At 69.2% G+C, this 19028-nt stretch carries 19 protein-coding genes; 5 read left to right on the forward strand and 14 right to left on the reverse strand.

Annotation, left to right across the window (positions count from 1 at the left end; genetic code table 11):
* The first annotated feature begins 67 nt into the window (after positions 1-67).
* The 3 genes from E0W60_RS20350 to E0W60_RS20360 are packed head-to-tail and all read left to right on the forward strand — an operon-like array spanning position 68 to position 3921.
* The gene (locus tag E0W60_RS20350; protein WP_135705416.1) at positions 68-1459 is read left to right on the forward strand and encodes a class-II fumarase/aspartase family protein; all 1392 of its coding nucleotides are present in this window, start codon (positions 68-70) and stop codon (positions 1457-1459) included.
* 47 nt (positions 1460-1506) lie between these two features.
* The gene (locus E0W60_RS20355; protein WP_135705417.1) at positions 1507-2496 is read left to right on the forward strand and encodes a tripartite tricarboxylate transporter substrate binding protein BugD; all 990 of its coding nucleotides are present in this window, start codon (positions 1507-1509) and stop codon (positions 2494-2496) included.
* A gap of 18 nt (positions 2497-2514) precedes the next feature.
* Positions 2515-3921, forward strand: a complete 1407-nt coding sequence (locus E0W60_RS20360) for a class II fumarate hydratase (RefSeq protein WP_133096378.1) — start codon at positions 2515-2517, stop codon at positions 3919-3921.
* A 24-nt stretch (positions 3922-3945) separates the two neighbouring features.
* Here the strand turns inward: E0W60_RS20360 and E0W60_RS20365 are convergent, their stop codons facing one another.
* Positions 3946-4554 (reverse strand): cysteine hydrolase family protein, encoded by a 609-nt coding sequence (locus E0W60_RS20365; protein ID WP_135705418.1) that lies wholly within the window; start codon positions 4552-4554, stop codon positions 3946-3948.
* Between the two features lie 178 nt (positions 4555-4732).
* Here E0W60_RS20365 and E0W60_RS20370 point away from each other — a divergent pair, with 178 nt between their 5' ends.
* Together E0W60_RS20370 and E0W60_RS20375 are read left to right on the forward strand one after the other, a co-directional pair.
* Entirely contained in the window at positions 4733-5707 is a 975-nt protein-coding gene (locus E0W60_RS20370) for a GlxA family transcriptional regulator (protein WP_135705419.1), read from the forward strand.
* A gap of 6 nt (positions 5708-5713) precedes the next feature.
* On the forward strand, positions 5714-6073 hold the full coding sequence (locus tag E0W60_RS20375; RefSeq protein WP_240745877.1) for a hypothetical protein: 360 nt from the start codon (positions 5714-5716) through the stop codon (positions 6071-6073).
* 16 nt (positions 6074-6089) lie between these two features.
* Here the strand turns inward: E0W60_RS20375 and E0W60_RS20380 are convergent, their stop codons facing one another.
* The 13 genes from E0W60_RS20380 to E0W60_RS20440 are packed head-to-tail and all read right to left on the reverse strand — an operon-like array spanning position 6090 to position 18772.
* Positions 6090-6545 (reverse strand): PaaI family thioesterase, encoded by a 456-nt coding sequence (locus E0W60_RS20380; RefSeq protein ID WP_135705420.1) that lies wholly within the window; start codon positions 6543-6545, stop codon positions 6090-6092.
* Between the two features lie 16 nt (positions 6546-6561).
* The gene (locus E0W60_RS20385) at positions 6562-7353 is read right to left on the reverse strand and encodes an enoyl-CoA hydratase/isomerase family protein (RefSeq protein ID WP_135705421.1); all 792 of its coding nucleotides are present in this window, start codon (positions 7351-7353) and stop codon (positions 6562-6564) included.
* Positions 7340-8002: a 4-carboxy-4-hydroxy-2-oxoadipate aldolase/oxaloacetate decarboxylase gene (locus E0W60_RS20390; RefSeq protein WP_133096559.1), complete on the reverse strand. Its 663-nt coding sequence runs from the start codon at positions 8000-8002 to the stop codon at positions 7340-7342. Before E0W60_RS20390 ends, E0W60_RS20385 begins: the two co-directional genes overlap by 14 nt.
* 2 nt (positions 8003-8004) lie before the next feature.
* On the reverse strand, positions 8005-8667 hold the full coding sequence (locus tag E0W60_RS20395) for an RraA family protein (protein ID WP_133096381.1): 663 nt from the start codon (positions 8665-8667) through the stop codon (positions 8005-8007).
* 5 nt (positions 8668-8672) lie between these two features.
* Entirely contained in the window at positions 8673-9335 is a 663-nt protein-coding gene (locus tag E0W60_RS20400; protein ID WP_133096382.1) for an RraA family protein, read from the reverse strand.
* A 37-nt stretch (positions 9336-9372) separates the two neighbouring features.
* Positions 9373-10380 (reverse strand): protocatechuate 3,4-dioxygenase, encoded by a 1008-nt coding sequence (locus E0W60_RS20405; protein ID WP_135705422.1) that lies wholly within the window; start codon positions 10378-10380, stop codon positions 9373-9375.
* 15 nt (positions 10381-10395) lie between these two features.
* The gene (locus E0W60_RS20410; protein ID WP_133096384.1) at positions 10396-11625 is read right to left on the reverse strand and encodes a CaiB/BaiF CoA transferase family protein; all 1230 of its coding nucleotides are present in this window, start codon (positions 11623-11625) and stop codon (positions 10396-10398) included.
* A gap of 17 nt (positions 11626-11642) precedes the next feature.
* Positions 11643-12050: a Zn-ribbon domain-containing OB-fold protein gene (locus E0W60_RS20415; protein WP_135705423.1), complete on the reverse strand. Its 408-nt coding sequence runs from the start codon at positions 12048-12050 to the stop codon at positions 11643-11645.
* Between the two features lie 4 nt (positions 12051-12054).
* Positions 12055-13218, reverse strand: coding sequence for a thiolase domain-containing protein (locus E0W60_RS20420; RefSeq protein WP_135705424.1), 1164 nt, complete (start codon positions 13216-13218; stop codon positions 12055-12057).
* A gap of 19 nt (positions 13219-13237) precedes the next feature.
* Positions 13238-14218, reverse strand: coding sequence for a Bug family tripartite tricarboxylate transporter substrate binding protein (locus E0W60_RS20425; RefSeq protein ID WP_133096387.1), 981 nt, complete (start codon positions 14216-14218; stop codon positions 13238-13240).
* 42 nt (positions 14219-14260) lie between these two features.
* The gene (locus E0W60_RS20430) at positions 14261-15388 is read right to left on the reverse strand and encodes an acyl-CoA dehydrogenase family protein (protein WP_135705425.1); all 1128 of its coding nucleotides are present in this window, start codon (positions 15386-15388) and stop codon (positions 14261-14263) included.
* Between the two features lie 14 nt (positions 15389-15402).
* Positions 15403-16599, reverse strand: coding sequence for an acyl-CoA dehydrogenase family protein (locus E0W60_RS20435; RefSeq protein WP_133096389.1), 1197 nt, complete (start codon positions 16597-16599; stop codon positions 15403-15405).
* Between the two features lie 10 nt (positions 16600-16609).
* Positions 16610-18772: an acetate--CoA ligase family protein gene (locus E0W60_RS20440; protein WP_135705426.1), complete on the reverse strand. Its 2163-nt coding sequence runs from the start codon at positions 18770-18772 to the stop codon at positions 16610-16612.
* Between the last annotated feature and the right edge of the window lie 256 nt (positions 18773-19028).

Genomic DNA, 19028 nt, shown 5'->3' on the forward strand with positions numbered 1-19028 from the left:
AACATATTTAATGGTGGATATGTTCGAACATATTAACGAACTACCCTCTTTTCCTCAAGGTAGCCCCATGACCCTGTTCCTTGCCCCTACGGCCAGTACTGTCGTTGACTCGATCCTGTTCCGCGATGCCTTCGGCACCGCCGGGATGCGCCAGATTTTCTCCGATGTGGCCCTGATCCAGCGCTATATCGACGTCGAGGTCGCGCTGGCCAAGGCCGAGGCCAGGGTCGGCATCATCCCCGCGGAAGCGGCCGAGGTCATCGCCCGCGAGTCGCGCCTGGAGCGCATCGACTTCGACCACATGCGCGAGGAAACCGACATTGTCGGCTATCCGATCCTGCCCCTGGTACACCAGCTGGTGGCGATGTGCGGCGACGCCGGACGCTATGTGCACTGGGGCGCCACCACGCAGGACATCATGGACACCGCGGTCGCGCTGCAGGTGCGCGACGCGCTCGACAGCATCGACGCCGATATCCGCGCGCTGCGCGGCATCCTGGCCGACCTGGCGGTCAGGCACCGCGACACGCCGATGGCCGGCCGCACCCACCTGCAGCAGGCGCTGCCGGTGACCTTCGGCTATAAGGCGGCGATCTGGCTGGCCATGTTCGACCGCCACCAGCAGCGCCTGGCCGAACTGCGTCCGCGTGTGGCCGTGGTCGAGTTCGCGGGCGCGGCCGGCACGCTGGCATCGCTCGGCCGACAAGATGGCAACAAGGGCTTCGCAGTGCAGGAAGCGCTGGCGCAGGAGCTGGGCCTCGGCGTGCCGGCCACCACCTGGCACGTGGCACGCGACGGCTTTGCCGAAGCGGTCAACCTGCTCGCGCTCATCACCGGCTCGCTGGGCAAGATCGCGCTCGACATCATGATCATGGCGTCGACCGAATTCGCCGAGGTGTACGAGCCCTTCGTCAAGGGCCGCGGTGCCAGCAGCACCATGCCGCAGAAGCGCAACCCGATTTCCAGCGAGCTGATGCTGGCCGCATCCAAGGCGGTGCGCCAGCACGCCGGGCTGATGGTCGACGCGATGGTGCAGGACTTCGAGCGCGCCACCGGACCCTGGCATGCGGAATGGATTGCCATCCCCGAGAGCTTCATCCTGACCGCCGGCGCGCTGCACCAGGCGAAGTTCGCGCTGGGCGACCTGGTCGTCGACGAAGCCCGCATGAAGCACAACCTGGGTATCACCAACGGCCTGATCGTGGCCGAGGCTGTGATGATGGGGATGGCCCCGCATATCGGCCGCCAGCAGGCCCACGACGTGGTCTACGACGCCTGCCGCACGGTCAACGAGCACGGCGGCACGCTGGCCGACGCGCTGGCCGCGCTGCCGGCCGTGACGAAGCACTTCGACCGCGCCGCCATCGACCGGATGACCGATCCGGCCAACTACCTCGGCCTCGCGCCGCAGATGGTCGACCGCGCCGTCGCGCTGTCCCGAAAGCAATCCGCGGCCTGAGGCAGCAGGCCGACCCGCATTACCAATCAATCCAAGGAGACAAAGCCATGAACCCCATCCGCAAAGTGGCCGCCTGCGCGGCACTGGCACTCGCCACGGCCGTGGCCGCAACCCCGGCACTGGCACAGGCCTGGCCCAGCAAGCCGATCACCTGGATCGTCCCGTTCGCGGCCGGCGGCCCCACCGATGCGCTGGCGCGCACCATTGCCGAGCGGGTCTCGCGCGAGGTCGGCCAGTCGATCATCATCGACAACTCGCCGGGCGCCGGCGGCACCGTCGGCACGGCCAAGGCGGCGCGCGCGCCGGCTGACGGCTACACCATGCTGGTCGGGCACATGGGCTACATGGGCGCCGCGCCGGCGTTGTACAAGAAACTGTCCTACGACCCGGTCAAGGACTTCGCGCCGGTGTTCCGCTTCCCGGATACGCCGATGGTGCTGATGGTGCGCAAGGACCATCCCGCGAAAAACGTGCGCGACCTGGTCGAGTTCGGCAAGAAGAACCCCGGCAAGCTCAACCTGAGCAATGCCGGCATGGGCTCCACCTCGCACCTGGTGGCGGCGCTGTTCGCGGCGTCGGCGGGCATGCAGGTATCGCTGGTGCCGTACAAGGGGGCCGGCCCGGCGCTGATCGACGTGATCGGCGGGCAGGTCGACGGCATGTTCGACCAGACCAATACGGCGCTGCCGCAGATCACCGAATCCAAGGTGCGGCCGCTGGCGGTCACCTCCGCGACCCGCGTGGCGCAGCTCAAGGACGTACCCACGCTGGCCGAATCGGGACTGGCCGGCTTCGAGGCCAGCACGTGGTACGGCATCTACGCGCCCAGGGGCACGCCGCAGGCCGTCATCGACAAGATGCAGCAGGCCTACCTGAAGGTCATTGCCGACAAGGCCTTCACCGGCAAGATGACCGCGCAGGCGATCCAGATGCTGCCGCCTGAGCAATACACCGCCGGCGCGCTCGGCAAGCACACCCAGGCCGAGATCACGCGCTGGAAGGCAGTGGCGGCCAGGGCCAATATCTCGCTGGACTGAGCGCTGGACTGAGCAACCATGACAGCATATCGCGTAGAACACGACGCCTTCGGTCCGCTCGACATCCCCGCCGACCGCTACTGGGGCGCCCAGACGCAGCGGGCGCTGGCGATCTTCGAGATCGGCGAAGAGCGTTTTCCCGACTGCCTGGTCCATGCCTTCGGCGTGCACAAGATGGCGGCGGCCAGGGCCAACCTGCGTTGCGGCGCGCTCGACGCCGCCATTGCCGAGGCGATCGTCGACGCCGCCGCCGAGCTGCGCTGTGGCCGCTTCGACAGCCATTTCCCGCTGACGATCTGGCAGACCGGATCGGGCACGCAGACCAACATGAATGCCAACGAGGTCATCGCCAACCGCGCCAACGAGCGGCTGGGCCAACCCCTGGGCACGCGCGCGCCGGTGCACCCGAACGACCACGTCAACGCGTCGCAGTCGTCCAACGACAGCTTTCCGACGGTCATGCACCTGAGCGCGGTGCTGGAACTGGAAGACCGGCTGCTACCTGCCCTGGTGATGCTGCGCGACACCCTGCGCGAGCGCGCCCTGGCCTTTGCCGATATGCTCAAGATTGCGCGCACGCACCTGATGGACGCCGTGCCCATGACCATGGGGCAGGCGTTCGACGGCTTTGCCGCGCAGGTAGACAACGCCATCGAACGCGTGCGCGGCGCCCTGCCGCGCCTGCTGGTGCTGCCGCAAGGCGGCACCGCGGCCGGCACCGGCCTGAACGCCCCGGCGGGTTTTGCCGAGGCCTTCTGCGAGGAAGCCAGTCAGCTCACCGGCCATTCCTTCCGCTCCAATCCCTGCAAGGTCGAGGGCATGGCCGCGCACGATGCGCTGGTCGAGCTGTCGGGCGTGCTCAACGTGATCGCCGTCTCCCTCACCAAGATCGCCAACGACCTGCGCTGGCTGGGCTCGGGCCCGCGCTGCGGGCTGGGCGAGCTGGTGCTGCCGGACGATGGCCTGACTTCGTCGATCATGCCCGGCAAGCGCAACCCGACCATCGCCGAGGTCGTGGCGCAGGCCGCCATGCAGGTGGCCGGCAACCACGTCACCGTGACCATGGCGGGCGCCTCCGGCAGCTTCGAACTGAACGTGGCCAAGCCGGTGCTGATCTACAACGTGCTGCAGTCGATCCGCGTGCTGGCCGATGGTGCGCGCGTATTCGCCCTGCGGCTGGTGCAGGGGCTGGCGGTCAACGCCGAACGGCTGGCGCGCAACCTGGACAACCCGCTGCTGGCGGTCACCGCGCTCAACCCGGTGCTGGGCTATGACCGCGCGGCGCAGATCACCAAAGTCGCGCTGGCACAAGGCGTCTCGCCGCGGGAAGCGGCGATTGCGCTGGGATTGCTGAGCGGCGAGGCATTCGACCGACTCGTGGATCCGGTGCGGTTGGCAAAGGGACACGCCACGGGGCAACAGTAGGCTGGCGACCGCGCAGCGCCGCGGTCAGACCACCGGCAGCTTCAGCACCTGCTCCGTCGTCAGCACATCGCCAAAGGTATCCTCGATGCTCGCCAGCGCCGCCTGGTGAAGGTCAGGATGCCGCACCACGCCGCCGCGCCGGTCCAGGTCGCGCGTCGCGCAGGCGTCTTCCGCCACGATCACGCCATAGCCCAGCGGCACCGCGTCGCGCGCGGCGCCAGCGACGCAGGCGTGCGTCATCAACCCGGTGATGACCAGCGTCCTGATGCCGGCGGCCTTGAGGCGCTGGTCCAGGTCGGTGGTCGGAAACACGCTGACCGAAGTCTTCTGCACCACCGTATGGTGGCCTGCGGGCTGCAGGTCCTGGTGGAACGCCGCGCTGGCGCCCTGCTCCGCAAAGACGGGGCTGCCCGCCGGCGCCAGGTGCTGGACGTGGAACACGGGAATGCCGGCGGCGTCCGCATGCGCCACCAGGCGCCGCGCGTTGCCGAGCGCGGCCGCGCCATCCGGGATCGGCAGCTTGCCGTCGAAGTATTCGTTCTGGAAATCGATCACCAGCAGCGCCGTGCTGGCGGCTGCGATCGCGGTGGGGGCGCTGGCACCGGCCAGGGTGCGGATCGTCGGGTGTGTCATCGTTGTCCTCGCTGTCTTCATCGTGATGGAAGGGAGCGCGCCTGCCTGGCGGGATTGCCGCCATGGCACATCGCTGCACGCAGTTTCCAACGACCGCCGCCGCCCCGAAAGCGTCCCGATGGACAACATCCGCTAGAATCGGGCCAACTTCAGACGCCCCCCTGCCTGCGAGGAAGCGATGCACACCGTCGCCGTGATTGCCTTCGAAGGCATCAGCCCGTTCCACCTGTCCGTGCCCTGCATCGTGTTCGGCGACGATCTCGCCAATCTGGGCGTGCCGCGCTACCGACTGCTGATCTGCGGCGAGCAGACCGGCCTGATCCGGACCATGTCGGGCTTCCGCATCGAGGTCGAGCACGACCTCTGCGCGCTGGAACAGGCCGATACCGTCATCATGCCGGCCTGGCGCGACCCGGCGGAACGTCCGTCGCCGGCCCTGCTGGCGGCGCTGCAGGCCGCCAGCGCCCGCGGCGCGCGCATCGCCGGGCTGTGCCTGGGCACCTTCGTGGTCGCCGAGGCCGGCCTGCTCGACGGCCGGCCGGCGGCCACCCACTGGGTCTGGGCCGATGACTTCGCCGCGCGCTATCCCAGGGTCCGGCTCGACCGCCGTTCGCTCTATATCGACGATGACAGCATCCTCACGTCGGCGGGCACCGCCGCCGCGCTGGACTGCTGCCTGCACCTGGTGCGCCGCGACCATGGCGCGGACGTCGCCAACCGCGTGGCCCGCCGCATGGTGGTGGCGCCGCACCGGCATGGCGGGCAGGCGCAGTACATCGAGCAGCCGCTGCCGCAGACGGCCGGCGCCGACAAGCTGAGCACCACGCTCGATTGGGCCATCGAGCACCTGGAACAGCCGCTGACGCTTGACCTGCTGGCCGACAAGGCGGGCATGAGCCGGCGCAATTTCACGCGGCGCTTCAAGGCCAAGACCGGCACCACGGTGACGCAGTGGGTGCTGAACCACCGGCTCACCGCGGCGCAGCGGCTGCTGGAGACCACCAGCAAGAGCATCGACGTGATCGCCGGCCTAGTCGGGTTCGGCTCGGCGGTTTCGTTGCGCCAGCACTTTGCCCAGACCTTTGCCATTTCACCTTCCGCCTACCGCAAGCAGTTCGGCACCACAGCGCCGTCAGGCCGTGCCGCTGCATAACCCGTCATGACCCGCTTTCTCCGCTTCCGCTTTTTCCGCTCCCGCTTTGTGCGCTGCTGCATTGCCGCCATTGCCGTTGCGCTCGCCGGCACCGCCCATGCTGCGACCGATATCGACTGCGACCCGTCGGCCGCGCCCGCGGGCCGCGCGCCCTCGCAGCGGCTGATCTGCGAGTCGGCGCTGTTTTCGATGGGCTATCAGCGCATTTATGCCGACCAGCAGCGGCAGCTGAAGGCCGGCACGATCACGGAGGCCGAGGTTGCCGCGTTCCGCAAGAAGCGTGACGGCTGCGAGACGGCGGCATGCCTCGACGCCGTGTTCCGCGAATGGCGGACGTTCGCGGCGCAAGCGGGCGGCAAGCGCTGAAGGCTGCCGCGTCCGGTCAGCCCGATGCCCGGCTGACGAGCATGCACGTTGCCGTCGCGGTGGCGACCGCCCGGCCGTCCTGCAGCAGCTCCGCCGCAACGTAACAGACGTTCTTGCCGCGGCGCTCCAGCCTGGCGCGCCCGAGCAATTCGCCTGCTCTGGCCGGCCGCAGGAAGGAGAGGTTGAGGTTCAGCGTTGCACAGAATTCCTCAGCGCCCAGCGTAGCCGTCACCAGCATGGCAGTCACGTCGTCGAGCATCGCTCCCAGCATGCCGCCCTGCACCTGGCCGGCCGGGTTCAGGAAAGCCGGCGTGGCCTGATAGGCGGATTCCAGCGTTCCCGCTTGCAGGTCGACCGCGCCGATATTGCCGCCAAGCAATGCGCAGATCGGCGGTGGCGGCACCTGCCCGCGCCGCATCCTGGCAAAGTAGTTGTCCGAGGCTTTTTCCAACGATGTCGACAACGATGTCATTCTCTATCCTCTCTTCTCAGCAGCCGCGAAAGCGCGGCGCGCGCTTTTCCAGCCAGGCCTGCGCGCCTTCGCGCAGGTCTGCGGACGCATCGGCGCGCGCAATGTCGGCGGCAATCTCCGCCGGATCGAGCGTGCCGGCCGCGATCCGGTTCAGGTATCGCTTCATGCCAAGCAGGGCCAGCGGCGCCATGCCGGCCAGCTTTTCGCTCAACCCGGCGGCCTGCACCTGCAGCGCTTGCGCATCCGCCGCCACGCGGTCAAGGAAGCCGCATGCCAGCATCTGCGCCGCATCAAGCCTGTCGGCCGCCAGCAGCACGCGCTTGGCCGTGGCCAGGCCCAGCCGGGCCACGTAGCGCTCCAGCCCGCCGCGATAGAACAGCAGCCCCAGCCGCGCCGCCGGCACGAACATGTCGACGCCCTGCGCGCCCAGCCGGAAATCGCAGGCCAGCGCGAGGTCGGTAGCGCCCCCGTACAGGCCGCCCTGGATCACCGCGATGGTGACGGGCCGTGCCGCTTCGAGCGCGTTGGCGAGGGCTTCGAAGCGCTCGCCGGCGTTGCTGCCACCGACCTTTCCGATATGGAAGCCGCTGCAGAAATGCTTGCCCTGCGCCTCGATCCGCAGCACCAGCACTTCGTCGCGGGCATTGATGGCGGCGATGTGCTCGCGCATCAGGTCGAGGTCTTCCGGCTCGAGGCGGTTCGCGACCTCGGGCCGGCGCAGCGTGATGACCGCCACCGCACCGTCGATGGCAAGCGCCGGCGGCTGCCCCGGCGCGGTCGCGCTGGCCTTACCGTCAGTGGAAGCCATAGATCTGCATGGTCGATTCGCCCGCGCGCACGCGGCCGAGGATGGCGGCTTCGGCAGCTTCGCGCTGCTGCGCGCGCGCCACCACGTCGGCCGCGCTCCGCCGCGGCACGACCACCACGCCATCCGCGTCGCCCACGATCAGGTCGCCGGCTTCCACGCGGGTTTCGCCGAACAGCACCGGCTCGTTGAGCCAGCCGATGGCGCCATAGTCCTTGCCGGTGCCGCGTATGCACAGCCCGCGCGCAAAGACGGGGAGGCCGATCTCGTCGAGCAGCACGCCGTCGCGCACGCAGCCGTCGATTACCAGTCCCGCCAGGCCCTTCACCTTGGCGGCAGTGGTCATGATCTCGCCCCAATAGCCGTGCTCGTAGGCGCCGCCGACATGGACCACCAGCACATCGCCGGGCCGGGCGGCTTCGATGGCGCGATGCAGCCACAGGTTGTCGCCACCGGGCGAATGCACGGTCAGCGCCGGGCCGCACAGGCGGAAGCGGGGCGCCACCGGCTTGATCACCGGCGGCAGCACGCCGATCTTGCCGCCTGCCTCGTGCAGCGTGGCGGTTGGCAGCGTCGCCGCGGCCACGACGACCTCCGCCGGCACGCGTTCGAAATCCGCACGCGTGGTGCTGGCTGCGTCATGTTCCTTCATGCTCATGCCCCTTTCGTCTGCAACTGGTGATAGCGGAACTGGCGGCGCGCCTCGTCCAGGCGCATGCCGCCGCGCACGGCTTCGCGGATCGCGTTCTCGGCATGCTCGACGGCCTCGGCCGTGTCCAGCACCGCCGCTTCATGCTCGCGCGGGATCACCACCACCCCATCGGCATCGCCGCGCACGATATCGCCGGGCTGCACGCGCGCATCACCGATATTGACGGGGATATTGGTGGCTTCCACCTGCACGCGGTCCTTGCCGGTGCGCATCCAGTGGTCCTTGCTGAAGACCGGGTAGCCGAGCTGGCGGCACAGCGCCACGTCGCGGCACACGCCGTCGATCACGGTGCCGGCGATGCCGCGGCGGTGCGCGATCTCGGTCAGGATGTCGCCCCACACGGTGGCGTTGTCGCGCCCGCCGTTGTCGAGTACCAGCACGCTGCCCGGCGGCACGTCGTCGATGTAGTCGCCCACCGTGCCCGGCGGGTTGGAAGCCGGGCCGTACAGCAGCGTCCACGCGCGCCCCGCCATGGCAAAGCTGTCGCCGCGCGGCTTGATGCGGTAGCACTGCCCGGCGATGCCGAGCTTGTCGAGCGCGTCGCTCAGGGTGGCGGTATCGAGCCGCGCCGCGCGGCCCACGTTGATGTCCGTTGATTCGCTCATGGTCGTCAATCCTTCAGCATGTGTTCGTAGTTGCCGCCCATCACCTGCCCGATCGGCGTGCCGGCCAGGATGGCCTTCGACATGGCGGACTCCTTGAGGACGATGGCCTCGGCGGTGTCGAGCACGCGCTCGATATCGCCCGCCGCGATGAAGATCACCGCGCTGCGGTCGGCAAGCACGTAGTCGCCGCCGGCCACGGTCACGTCCGCGATCTCGACCGGCACGTTGGTGCCCTTCTCCACCACGCGGCCGCGTGCGGTGAAGGACGTCAGGCCCCGGCTGAACACCGGGAAATCAAAGGCGATGGCCTCGTCGATATCGCGCACGGGGCCATCGGCGACCACGCCGGCCACGCCGCGCACCTTGGCGCCCAGCGACAGCAGGCCGCCCCAGCTGCCGGCTTCGACGCCGCTGCGCTGCTCGACCACGATGATGTGGTCGGGGCCGGCCGCTTCGATGGCGGTGCAGCCCAGGTGCCGCACCGGCCCCGCCGGCGGCGCGCCGGTGCCGAGCTTGACGGTGATGGCGCGGCCGGCAATGCGGCCGGCGCCGCTGCGCTGCGGCAGGCCCGTGACCACGCCGGGCAGTTGCAGCTTGTCGAGCGCGTCCGAGACGGCGCAGCAATCGAGCCGGCGCAGGCGTTGTACGTAGGAATCAGGTTGCGTCATGGTGTTGTCTTGGCTTGTCTTGTGTGGCGGGATGCGGTCAGCCCAGCGTGCGCCAGGCGGCGAAGCACAGGCCGGTGCCGGTCAGCGCGGGGGTGCGGTAGCCCGGCACGTAGCTGACCCATTCCAGGTCCAGCTCGCGCACCGCTTCCACGGCGATCAGCCAGTTGCGGATCTCTGAGCTGCCGGCCTGCAGCTGCTTCGGATCGAGCGAAGCCAGGAAGGCGGTGTCCTTGTTGCGGATGGCGGCGATGATGGCTTCGTCCAGCGTTTCGTCCACCACGAAGTGGCTCAGGCCGCCGGAGGCCAGCACGCCCACGCGCAGGTCTTCCGGGTAGCTGGCGATCAGCTCGCGCAGCGCGGTGCCGAGCTGGATGCAGCGCCGCGGCGTGGGCTGGTTGGGCGGATCGAAGGTGTTGACGATCACCGGCACGATCGGCACCACTGGCCGGTCAATGTCCTGCAGGTAGCGGCGGTGGATAAACGAGAAGGCATGGCCCTCGAACTGCCCGCGCTCCAGGCCGTCCATTGCGGTGATGTCGAAATCGCGGTCGCACAGCGCGCGGATCAGCCAGCGCGCCAGCGGCGCATGCACGGGGTAGTCGCGGTCGGCGTCGGGCTCTTGCCGCGCCATGCGGGCCTTCTTGTACCAGCCGTCGTTCGCGCCCACGTCGCGCCTGGCGTTGCGGATGGTGTCGCCGTAGTAGATCGCGAAGGCCGGGTTGTTGGTGGTGCGGAACAACTCGGTCTGGTCGTCGCCGACCACCAGCAGCACGTCCAGCCGGGCGGCGTGGATACGCTCGCGCAGCTCGTCCATGGCGGCCTCGGCGCGGTCGTAGCGCTCGCCCATGCGACCGGGCGTAACCATGGACTCGGCCTCGGCCGGCGCCGCGGCAAGCAGCTTCTCGTAGGTGGTGGGCTCGCCCGCGCGGTCGAAGTAATACGGGTTCTTGGGATCGACCTGCGGGAAGCCGTATTGCCAGTCCTCGCGCTGGGCGGCCAGCATGATGCTGTGTGAAGAGCCGAATGCGGCAACGATTTTTGCCATGGAAATGTCCTTCGATCAGACGATGAATGCCGCGCGCAGTTCGGCGATGCGCGCCGCGCTGTAGCCAAGCTCCGCGAGAATGGTGTCGGTGTCGCCGCCCTGTTCGGGCGCCATGCGCGGCGGCGCTTCGCGCGGATAGCGCGACAGGCGCATGGGCTGGCCCACCAGCGAGACCTCGCCCAGTTCCGCATGCCGCATCGGCCATGCCATGCCCAGGTGGCGCACCTGCGCGTCGGCGAATACCTGGTCGATGCCGTGGATCGGCCCGCACGGCACGCCGGCCTTGAGCAGGCGCTCGGTCCATTCCGCGGTGGTGCGCCCGCGCAGCGCGGCGGCGACTGCCGCATTGACCTGGTCGCGGTTGCGCACGCGTTCCGGGTCCGAGCCCATGCCCGGCTCGTCGACGAGATGCGGCACGTCGAGTGCCTCGCACAGCCGCTTCCACATGGTCTGCCCGATCGCGGCGATATTGAGGTAGCCGTCCCGCGTGGCAAACACGCCGGTGGGCACGGTGAGCGGATGCTCGTTGCCGCTCTGCGCCGGCACCTTGCCGTCGATCAGCCATTGCGCGGCCTGGAAGTCCAGCATGGCGATCTGCGCTTCCAGCAGCGAGGTCTGCACCCACTGCCCCTGGCCCGACGCTTCGCGTTCGAGCAGCGCGGTCAGGATGCCCATGGCGCAGAAGTGGCCCGCGCACAGGTCGGCAATGGGAATGCCTACCCGCATCGGCCCTTCGCCCGGCTTGCCGGTCACGCTCATCAGGCCGCCCATGCCCTGCGCGATGGAGTCAAAGCCCGGCCAGCCCGCATAGGGGCCGTCCTGGCCAAAGCCGGAGATGCTGGCGTAGACCAGGCGCGGATTGATCTCGCGCAGCGCATCGGGCCCGATGCCAAGGCGATGCTTCACGTCCGGCCGGTAGTTCTCGATGAAGACATCGGCGCGCCGGACCAGGTCATGCAGGATCGCCACGCCCTGCGGCGACTTCATGTTGAGCGTCAGGCTTTCCTTGTTGCGGTGCAGGTTCTCGTAGTCGGCACGGTTGTGGTCGCGCCCGCCGATCATGTCGTCGCCGCCGGGTGCGCCGGGCGGGATCTCCAGCTTGATCACGCGCGCGCCCATGTCGGCGAACAGCCGCACCGCGGTGGGGCCGGCCCGCACGCGCGAGGCGTCGATCACGGTGAAGCGCGACAAGGGGCCGTGGCGCTTCGGCTCCGCCTGCCGGGGATTGGTTGCGTTGTCTTCCATCTTCAAGCTCTCCCAGGTCATGCGGGTGTGAACATTGGCACCGCGTGGCCGCCATCGCTCGCCCTGAACACCACCCGCACGCGCTGGCCGATGGCCAGCTCGCGCGGATCGCAGTCCACCAGGTTGCTCATCATGGTCACGCCCTCGTCGAGCTGGATGAAGGCCAGCGTGTAGGCCGCCTCGGCCCGCCCCATGGTGCTGTACGAATAGACCGTGCCGTGGCCGCTGGCCTCGCGCCATTCGGTGCGCAGGGACTGGCAGTGCGGACAGACGTCGCGCGGGTAGTGATGCGCCTCGCCGCAGTCCAGGCAGAACTTGACCAGCAGGCGGCCCTGGTCGGCGGCCTCCCAGAAAGGAAGGCTCTCTGCCAGCGTGCGCGGCGCGGGGATCCTGCGCGCGGCGGTGTTGGTAGTCGTGGTGCTCATGGTTTCAAACCCTTTCCAGGATGAGCGTGGCCGCGGTGTGGCGCGAGGCAAGCGCGCCGCCGATGCCGCTGGCCAGCGCCAGGTCGCAGTTCTTGACCTGCACGGCGGGATGCGCTTCGCCGCGCAGCTGGCGGACGGCCTCGATCACCTTGGTAACGCCGCCGCGATTGGCCGGGTGGTTGTTGCACAGCCCGCCGCCGTCGGTGTTGAAAGGCAGCCTGCCCACGCCGGAGATCAGGCCGCCGTCGGCGACGAATTTGCCACCCTCGCCCTTCTTGCAGAAGCCGAGGTCTTCCAGCTGCATCAGCACGGTGATGGTGAAGCTGTCGTAGAGCGATGCGTACTTGATGTCGGCCGGCGTCACCCCGGCTTCGGCGAATGCCGCGGGGCCGGACCACGCGGCCGCGGACCAGGTCAGGTCGATCTTGCCGCCCATGGCGTGCTTGGGTGCCTCGCCAGCGCCCTTCACCTTGACCAGCGGGCGCTTGAGCTGCCTGGCGATCTCGGGACGCGCCACGATCAGCGCGCCGCCGCCGTCGCTCATCACGCAGCAGTCGAGCCGGTGCAGCGGATCCGAGACCATGGGCGAATTCACCACGTCTTCCACCGTCACCACATTGCGCAGCATCGCGTGCGGGTTGTGCCGGGCATGGTGCGAGGCGGCAACCTTGATCCACGCCAGCTGCTCGCTGGTGGTGCCGAATTCGTGCATGTGGCGCCGGGCCACCAGGCCATACAGATTCTGCGTGGCCGGCCCGAACGGCAACTCGAAGGCCAGCTCCGGCGCGTCCGGGTCCGGCGCCTTGAGCGAGAGCGCCGCGCCCGCCGCGCGGGGGCGCCCGGCCAGCGTGATCAGCGCCACGTTGCAGCGCCCCGCGGCAATCGCCTCGGCGGCGTGGGCCACGTGCAGGATCGGCGCCGAGCCGCCGCATTCGGTGGAATCGACGTGGCGCGGGCGCAGGCCGAGGTATTCGACGATGGTGGTGGTGCCGAGCCCCGGCGCATCGCCGGCGCAGAAGTAGCCGTCGATATCGCTCGCCGAGAGGCCGGCATCGGCCAGCGCCCCGAGGGCGACGTCGGCGTGCAGGCGGGCAACGGAAAGATCGTCGGCCTTGCGGGTGGGGTGCTCGTAGGCCCCCACGATGTATGCGGATCCGTTCAGAGTCATAGCGGGATGGATGGAGGGGTCACTGTTCGGGCTTGAAGCCGCTGGCCTTGATGACGGGGCCCCAGTAGGCCAGCTCTTTGCGCTGCAGGCGGTCCAGGTCCGCGGCGTCGCGGTAGTCCGGCTGCAGCACCGCCTTTTCTTCCAGCATGCTGCGCACGTCGGGCATGGCCAGCACCTTGCCGAGCGCCGTCTGCATGCGTTCGAGTTCGGCCTTGGGCGTCTTCGCCGGCGCCCAGACGCCGGTCCAGGCCTCGCCGGCATCTACCTTGACGCCCTGCTCGGCCACCGTGGGCACGTCGGGCAGCAACGGCGAGCGCCTGGCGCCGAACACGCCGATGATGCGCACCTTGCCGCCGCGCGTGTGCGGCAGGATGTCGCCGGCGGTCATCACCGCGGCGGCCAGCTGGCCGCCGATCAGGTCTGTCGCCAGCGGCCCGTTGCCCTTGTACGGCACCACGTTCAGCGGCACGCCGGCTGCCTTGCCGAACTGCAGCCCGGTAAAGTGCGTCTGGCCGCCAAGGCCGGCGCTGCCGAACACGGTTTCCTTGGGATGCGCCTTGAGCCAGGCCACGTATTCCCTGACGTTGGTCACGCCGGTCTGGCTGCTCACCACCAGCGCCAGCGGGTAGGAAATCACCACGGCGACGGGGCTCAGGTCGGTCAGCAGGTCGTACTTGAGCGTTGCCGGCGGATAGAGCAGCGTCGGGAAGATCGCGGTGGCATTCGGCGCGACCATATAGGTCAGCCCATCGGGCGCGCTGTGCTTGAGCATGCCGGTGGCGATGCGGCCGCCCGCGCCGGGCTTGTTGTCGACGATCACCACCTGGCCGAGCACGCCTTGCAGCTTGTCTGCCAGCACGCGGGCGACGGTATCGGTGGAGCCGCCCGGCGGAAAGCCCACCAGCAGCCGGATCGGCGGCTTTTCCTGGGCGTGGGCCGCGAGGCAGAAGCCCAGCGCCAGCGCGCAGCACACCGTCCTGAGGGTCTTGAAAATGGCCATGCCTTGTCTCCTTTTATCTTTATGGATGCGCCGTCCGGGCGGCTACGCTTGTCCGCCGAAGCGGCGCAGGTGATGCGAGGCGTCGCCGAACAGCTGGTTGATCACCATCAGCCGCTTGGCGTAGTGCCCCACGCGGCATTCGTCGGTCATGCCCATGGCACCGTGCATCTGGATGGCCCACTGCCCGAGCTGGCGGCCGGCCTGGCCGGCCAGCACCTTGGCCGCGGACACCAGCCGGCGCCGTTGTGCCGGCTCGCCTTCCTGCACCGCCATGGCGGCCGCGCAGGCCATCGACTTGCCCTGCTCCAGCGCGATCAGCATGTCGGCGATGCGGTGCTGCAGCACCTGGAACTTGGCCAGCGTGGAGCCGAACTGCTTGCGGGTCTTGAGCTGCTCGGCAGTCAGCTCGATCAGCGCTTCCAGCGCGCCCACCGCCTCCGCGCACAGCATGGCGCTGGCGCGGTCGGTGGCGGCCTCGACCAGTGGCAGCGCTGCGCCGGCCTCTCCCACCAGGGCATCGGCCGCTACGCGCACGCCACGCAGCGTCAGGTGTGCGGCGCGGCGCCCGTCGAGCGTGCTGAATTCCCTGAGCGAAAGGCCCGAAGTGCCCGCCTCGACCAGAAAGAGCGAGAGGCCCGCAGCATCGTCGGCATCGCCGGCGGTGCGCGCGACAACCAGAAACACGTCCGCGCTGCCGGCCTCCAGCACCAGGGTCTTGGTGCCGTCCAGCACCCAGCCAGCGCCATCGCGCCGCGCCAGCGTGGTGACGCGGGACAGGTCGTAGCGCGCATCGGCTTCACTGCATGCCAGCGCCATGCGCGCTTCGCCTCCGGCGAGGGCCGGCAGCCAGCGTTGTCGCTGGGCCTGGCTGCCCGCCTCGTCCAGCAGCTGGCCGGCCAGCACCACGCTGGAGAGCCAGCCCGCGCCACCCAGCGCGCGGCCGAGTTCCTGCGCCACCAGCATCATTTCCACGGGGCCCTGCGCACTGCCGCCGACATCGTCGGCCAGCGGCAGCCCGAGCAGGCCCAGATCGGCCATGCCGGCCCAGCGCGCGGCGGCCAGTTCCGCCGGCTCGGCCTCGCCGCGTTGGTGGGCGGGATACTCGCCGTCGCAGAATCGGCGCACCGCATCGCGCAGCGCCAGGTGTTCGTCGCTAAGAGAAAAATCCATGGTCGGGTACGGTGTCAGGCCGAAAGGAAGGCCTTGCTGATCAGGTTGCGCTGCACTTCATTGACGCCGCCGTAGATCGACAGCTTGCGCGCATCGAGGTAGTTGGCCGCCAGCGCGGCGAGCTCCGGCGGACTGGCTGCGTCCGCGCCATCACCGGCACCACCCAGCAGCGCGGCCTCGTCGAACGGCACCGCATGCGGGCCGGCGATTTCCACCAGCAGCTCATAGATGGCCTGGCGCAATTCGGTGCCGCGCACCTTCAGCATAGAGGCCTCGACGGCCGGCACGCGGCTTTGCTGGTTCGGGCTCAGCAGGCGCAGCGCGGTGAATTCAAGCGCCATCAGCTCGATCTCGAACTGCGCGAGCCGCGACTGCAGCACCGCGTCGTGCTCCAGTCCCTGCTGCACCGCCAGCGCACGTGCCCGCTCGAGCTGCTGCTTGCACGAGCCGATGCCGGCGATGCCGGTGCGCTCATGGCCCAGCAGGTACTTGCCGTAGGACCAGCCCTTGTGCAGCTCGCCGACCAGGTTCTCGACCGGCACGCGCACGTTGTCCAGGTAGCACTCGTTGAGGTCGGTGCCGCCTTCGAGCATGCGGATCGGGCGCACTTCCACGCCGGGCGACTTCATGTCGATCAGCAGGAAGGAGATGCCCTCCTGCGGCTTGGCGGCATCGGGATCGGTGCGGACCAGCGCGAACATCATCGAGCACCAGTGCGCGTAGGAGGTCCACACCTTGTGCCCGTTCACGACGAAATGCTTGCCGTCGGATTCCAGCACCGCCGTCGTGCGCACCGCTGCCAGGTCCGAACCGGCTCCCGGCTCTGAGAAACCCTGCGCCCACCAGGTATTGCTCTGCCGGATGTCCGGCAGGTATCTGGCCTTTTGCTCGGGCGTGCCGAAGGCAATCAGCACCGGGCCCAGCATCTGGATACCGCTGGCGATGATGCGCGGCGCGCCGCCGAGCATGGTCTCTTCGTCGAACAGGTAGCGCTGCACGTGGGTCCAGCCCGGGCCGCCGTGCTCGACCGGCCAGCCCGGCGTGAGCCAGCCGCGCGCTTCCAGGATGCGGAACCAGGTCACGTAGTCGGCGTGTTCGAGGCGCAGGCCGAGTTCGACCTTGCGCTTGATGGCGGCCGGCAGGTGCGCCTTCACGAAGGCGCGCACTTCCTGGCGAAAGGCTTCTTCTGCGGGGGAAAATGTCAGTCTCATCGTGCTTGCCTCATGCGTGCGGCTTCATGACCACCGCCTGCGGCTGCAGGACCACCAGCGCATCCAGCGCCAGCACGCGGTCCGGGTAGGCCACCAGCGGATTGATGTCGATCTCCGCAAGCCCGGGATTGGCCCGCATCTGCTCGCCGATCAGCGCGACCACTTTGGCGATGGCCGCGGTGTCGACCGCAGCCGCGCCACGGATGCCGCGCAGCAGCGATGCCGCCTTCAGCCGGCCGAGTTCCTGCAGGATGTCGGCCTCGGCCAGGTCGGCCGGCAGTAGCCGCACGTCCTTCAGCGCCTCGATCCAGATGCCGCCCAGGCCCACCAGCACCACCGGCCCCCAGTCGGCATCGCGCCGCGCGCCAACCACCAGTTCGAGCCCGCGCGGGCCCATGGCCTCGACCAGCACGCCGTCCAGGCGCAGGCCGGGACGGTGCTTGCCGATGTTGTCGTGCAGCTGCTGCCAGCCGGCACGCAAGGCCGCCTCGCCCGCCAGCCCGACGATCACGCCGCCGACGTCGCTCTTGTGCGGCAGCTCGCTGGCCTGCGCCTTGATCACCACCGGATAGCCGATGCGCGCGGCCACTGCGACGGCCTCGTCCGCGGTGGCGGCGAGGCCACCCTGCGGCACCGGCAGCCCGGCGCCGGCGAGCCAGGCCTTGCCCTGGTACTCGGCAAACACACCCGAGGGTGGCACCGGGCCGGGCAGCGGCAGCGCCCGTGGCGCGCCCTGCGTGGCACGGTGCGCACGCTGCAGCGCCTCGCCGTAGGCGGCCACGCGCGCCAGCGCGCGCAGCGCGCGGTCCGGCGAACGGAAGAACGGCACGCCGCTGGCGCGGATCGCCTCCACGAAGAACGGTTCGATCGGTCCGCTGTCGCCGGTCACCACCAGCACCGCCGGCTTGTCCGCGCGGGCCAGCGCCGGCACGATGTGCTCGGCCTTGTCGCGCTGGGCCACCTCCGGGCCGGCCGGAATGCCCAGCACGATGCTGCCGATGTTGGGATCGGCCAGCATGGTCAGCAGGATGTCGCCGATCAGGCCGGGCTGGCGCACGCCGATGGTGGTGTAGTCCAGCGGATTCTCCGCGACGGCATAGCCGGGCAGCATTTCGGTAAGGCGCTGCGTGGTCGGCGCGGTCAGCGCCGGCAGCTCCAGGCCGAGTCCGTCGCAGAAGTCGAGCGCGATGTTCTTCATCGCACCCGATCCGGTCATAAAGGCCGGCCCGCCGCTGGGCGGAACCGGAAAACGCAGCAGGATCGCCGCTGTGTCGAACAGTTCGTCGAGCGCATCGACCAGCACCACCGCCTCGCGCGCCAGCAGCACCGACGCCGTGGCGTGGTCGCCGGCCAGCGCGCCGGTATGCGACTGCGCGGCCTCGCGCGCCCGCGCACTGCGGCCCGGCATCAGCATCACCACGGGCTTGCCGGCGGCGCGGGCTGTGCGCGCCAGCTGCAGGAACAGGCCCGGCCTGCGCACCTGCTCGGCGTAGACCGCGATGACGCGCGTCTGCGGATCGGCGATGTAATACGAGAGCACGTCCTCGATGCCGACCGACGCCTCGTTGCCCGTGGACACCGTGGCGGTCATCGGCAACCCGCGGCCGATGAAGGCATCGCGCAGGTTGGCCGCCATCGCGCCGCTCTGCGCCACCACGCCGATGCCGGGACGGCCGCCGCAGGGATATGGCTGCACCGGCTCGAAGGTCACCGGCACGCCGGCCTCGAAGTTGGTGAAGCCCATGCAGTTGGGGCCCAGCAGCAGGATGCCGGCCGCACGCGCGGCGGCAGCCAGCTCCTCCTGCTTCGCACGGCCTTCGTCGCCGGTCTCGGCATAGCCCGAGGCAAACAACACCGCCGCGCTGGCACGGCGCTCGGCCAGCGCCCGCACGGCATCCAGCACGCCGGCTTCGGGAATCGCCAGCACGGCCAGGTCGATGCCTTCCGGCAGTTCATCCACGCTCTTCACGCAGGCACGGCCGTTGATCTCGGTACTGCTGCGGCTGACCAGGTGGATGGCGCCGGCATAGCCGAAGCGCTCCAGGTTATCGAGCACGAAGCCGCCAAACGACCTCGGGTCCGCCGAGGCGCCGACGATGGCGATCGAACGCGGCTTCAGGATGCGATCCACCGGCACCAGTTCGGATGCAGGGGCGGGAGTGTGACTGTTCATGGAATTGCAGCTTCCAGTTGGATGGTGCGGCCCGGGCCATACAGGCCCCACGCAGCCATGGTTGGTTCGTGACCGGGTTGGTTGAATTCATTCTGGCATACCAGAACACCAATTTCAACACACCACATAAATTTCTTGGCATTCACCGATCGGTGTTTTCCCTAGGCGAAGATTGCGCACCCGAGCGCGGCGCGGCGCCGAAGGCACTGCTTCCCAGGCCGCTTCCGCAGCAACAGATTAGGACGCGCTTTCCGCA

It is taken from the genome of Cupriavidus oxalaticus (genome assembly GCF_004768545.1).
Taxonomy (GTDB): domain Bacteria; phylum Pseudomonadota; class Gammaproteobacteria; order Burkholderiales; family Burkholderiaceae; genus Cupriavidus; species Cupriavidus oxalaticus_A.

Bases quoted from the DNA above. Each gene is read 5' to 3' on its own strand.
- E0W60_RS20350 (WP_135705416.1), top strand. From the start codon at position 68: ATGACCCTGTTCCTTGCCCCTACGGCCAGTACTGTCGTTGACTCGATC.
- E0W60_RS20355 (WP_135705417.1), top strand. From the start codon at position 1,507: ATGAACCCCATCCGCAAAGTGGCCGCCTGCGCGGCACTGGCACTCGCC.
- E0W60_RS20360 (WP_133096378.1), top strand. From the start codon at position 2,515: ATGACAGCATATCGCGTAGAACACGACGCCTTCGGTCCGCTCGACATC.
- E0W60_RS20365 (WP_135705418.1), bottom strand. From the start codon at position 4,554: ATGACACACCCGACGATCCGCACCCTGGCCGGTGCCAGCGCCCCCACC.
- E0W60_RS20370 (WP_135705419.1), top strand. From the start codon at position 4,733: ATGCACACCGTCGCCGTGATTGCCTTCGAAGGCATCAGCCCGTTCCAC.
- E0W60_RS20375 (WP_240745877.1), top strand. From the start codon at position 5,714: ATGACCCGCTTTCTCCGCTTCCGCTTTTTCCGCTCCCGCTTTGTGCGC.
- E0W60_RS20380 (WP_135705420.1), bottom strand. From the start codon at position 6,545: ATGACATCGTTGTCGACATCGTTGGAAAAAGCCTCGGACAACTACTTT.
- E0W60_RS20385 (WP_135705421.1), bottom strand. From the start codon at position 7,353: ATGGCTTCCACTGACGGTAAGGCCAGCGCGACCGCGCCGGGGCAGCCG.
- E0W60_RS20390 (WP_133096559.1), bottom strand. From the start codon at position 8,002: ATGAAGGAACATGACGCAGCCAGCACCACGCGTGCGGATTTCGAACGC.
- E0W60_RS20395 (WP_133096381.1), bottom strand. From the start codon at position 8,667: ATGAGCGAATCAACGGACATCAACGTGGGCCGCGCGGCGCGGCTCGAT.
- E0W60_RS20400 (WP_133096382.1), bottom strand. From the start codon at position 9,335: ATGACGCAACCTGATTCCTACGTACAACGCCTGCGCCGGCTCGATTGC.
- E0W60_RS20405 (WP_135705422.1), bottom strand. From the start codon at position 10,380: ATGGCAAAAATCGTTGCCGCATTCGGCTCTTCACACAGCATCATGCTG.
- E0W60_RS20410 (WP_133096384.1), bottom strand. From the start codon at position 11,625: ATGGAAGACAACGCAACCAATCCCCGGCAGGCGGAGCCGAAGCGCCAC.
- E0W60_RS20415 (WP_135705423.1), bottom strand. From the start codon at position 12,050: ATGAGCACCACGACTACCAACACCGCCGCGCGCAGGATCCCCGCGCCG.
- E0W60_RS20420 (WP_135705424.1), bottom strand. From the start codon at position 13,218: ATGACTCTGAACGGATCCGCATACATCGTGGGGGCCTACGAGCACCCC.
- E0W60_RS20425 (WP_133096387.1), bottom strand. From the start codon at position 14,218: ATGGCCATTTTCAAGACCCTCAGGACGGTGTGCTGCGCGCTGGCGCTG.
- E0W60_RS20430 (WP_135705425.1), bottom strand. From the start codon at position 15,388: ATGGATTTTTCTCTTAGCGACGAACACCTGGCGCTGCGCGATGCGGTG.
- E0W60_RS20435 (WP_133096389.1), bottom strand. From the start codon at position 16,599: ATGAGACTGACATTTTCCCCCGCAGAAGAAGCCTTTCGCCAGGAAGTG.
- E0W60_RS20440 (WP_135705426.1), bottom strand. From the start codon at position 18,772: ATGAACAGTCACACTCCCGCCCCTGCATCCGAACTGGTGCCGGTGGAT.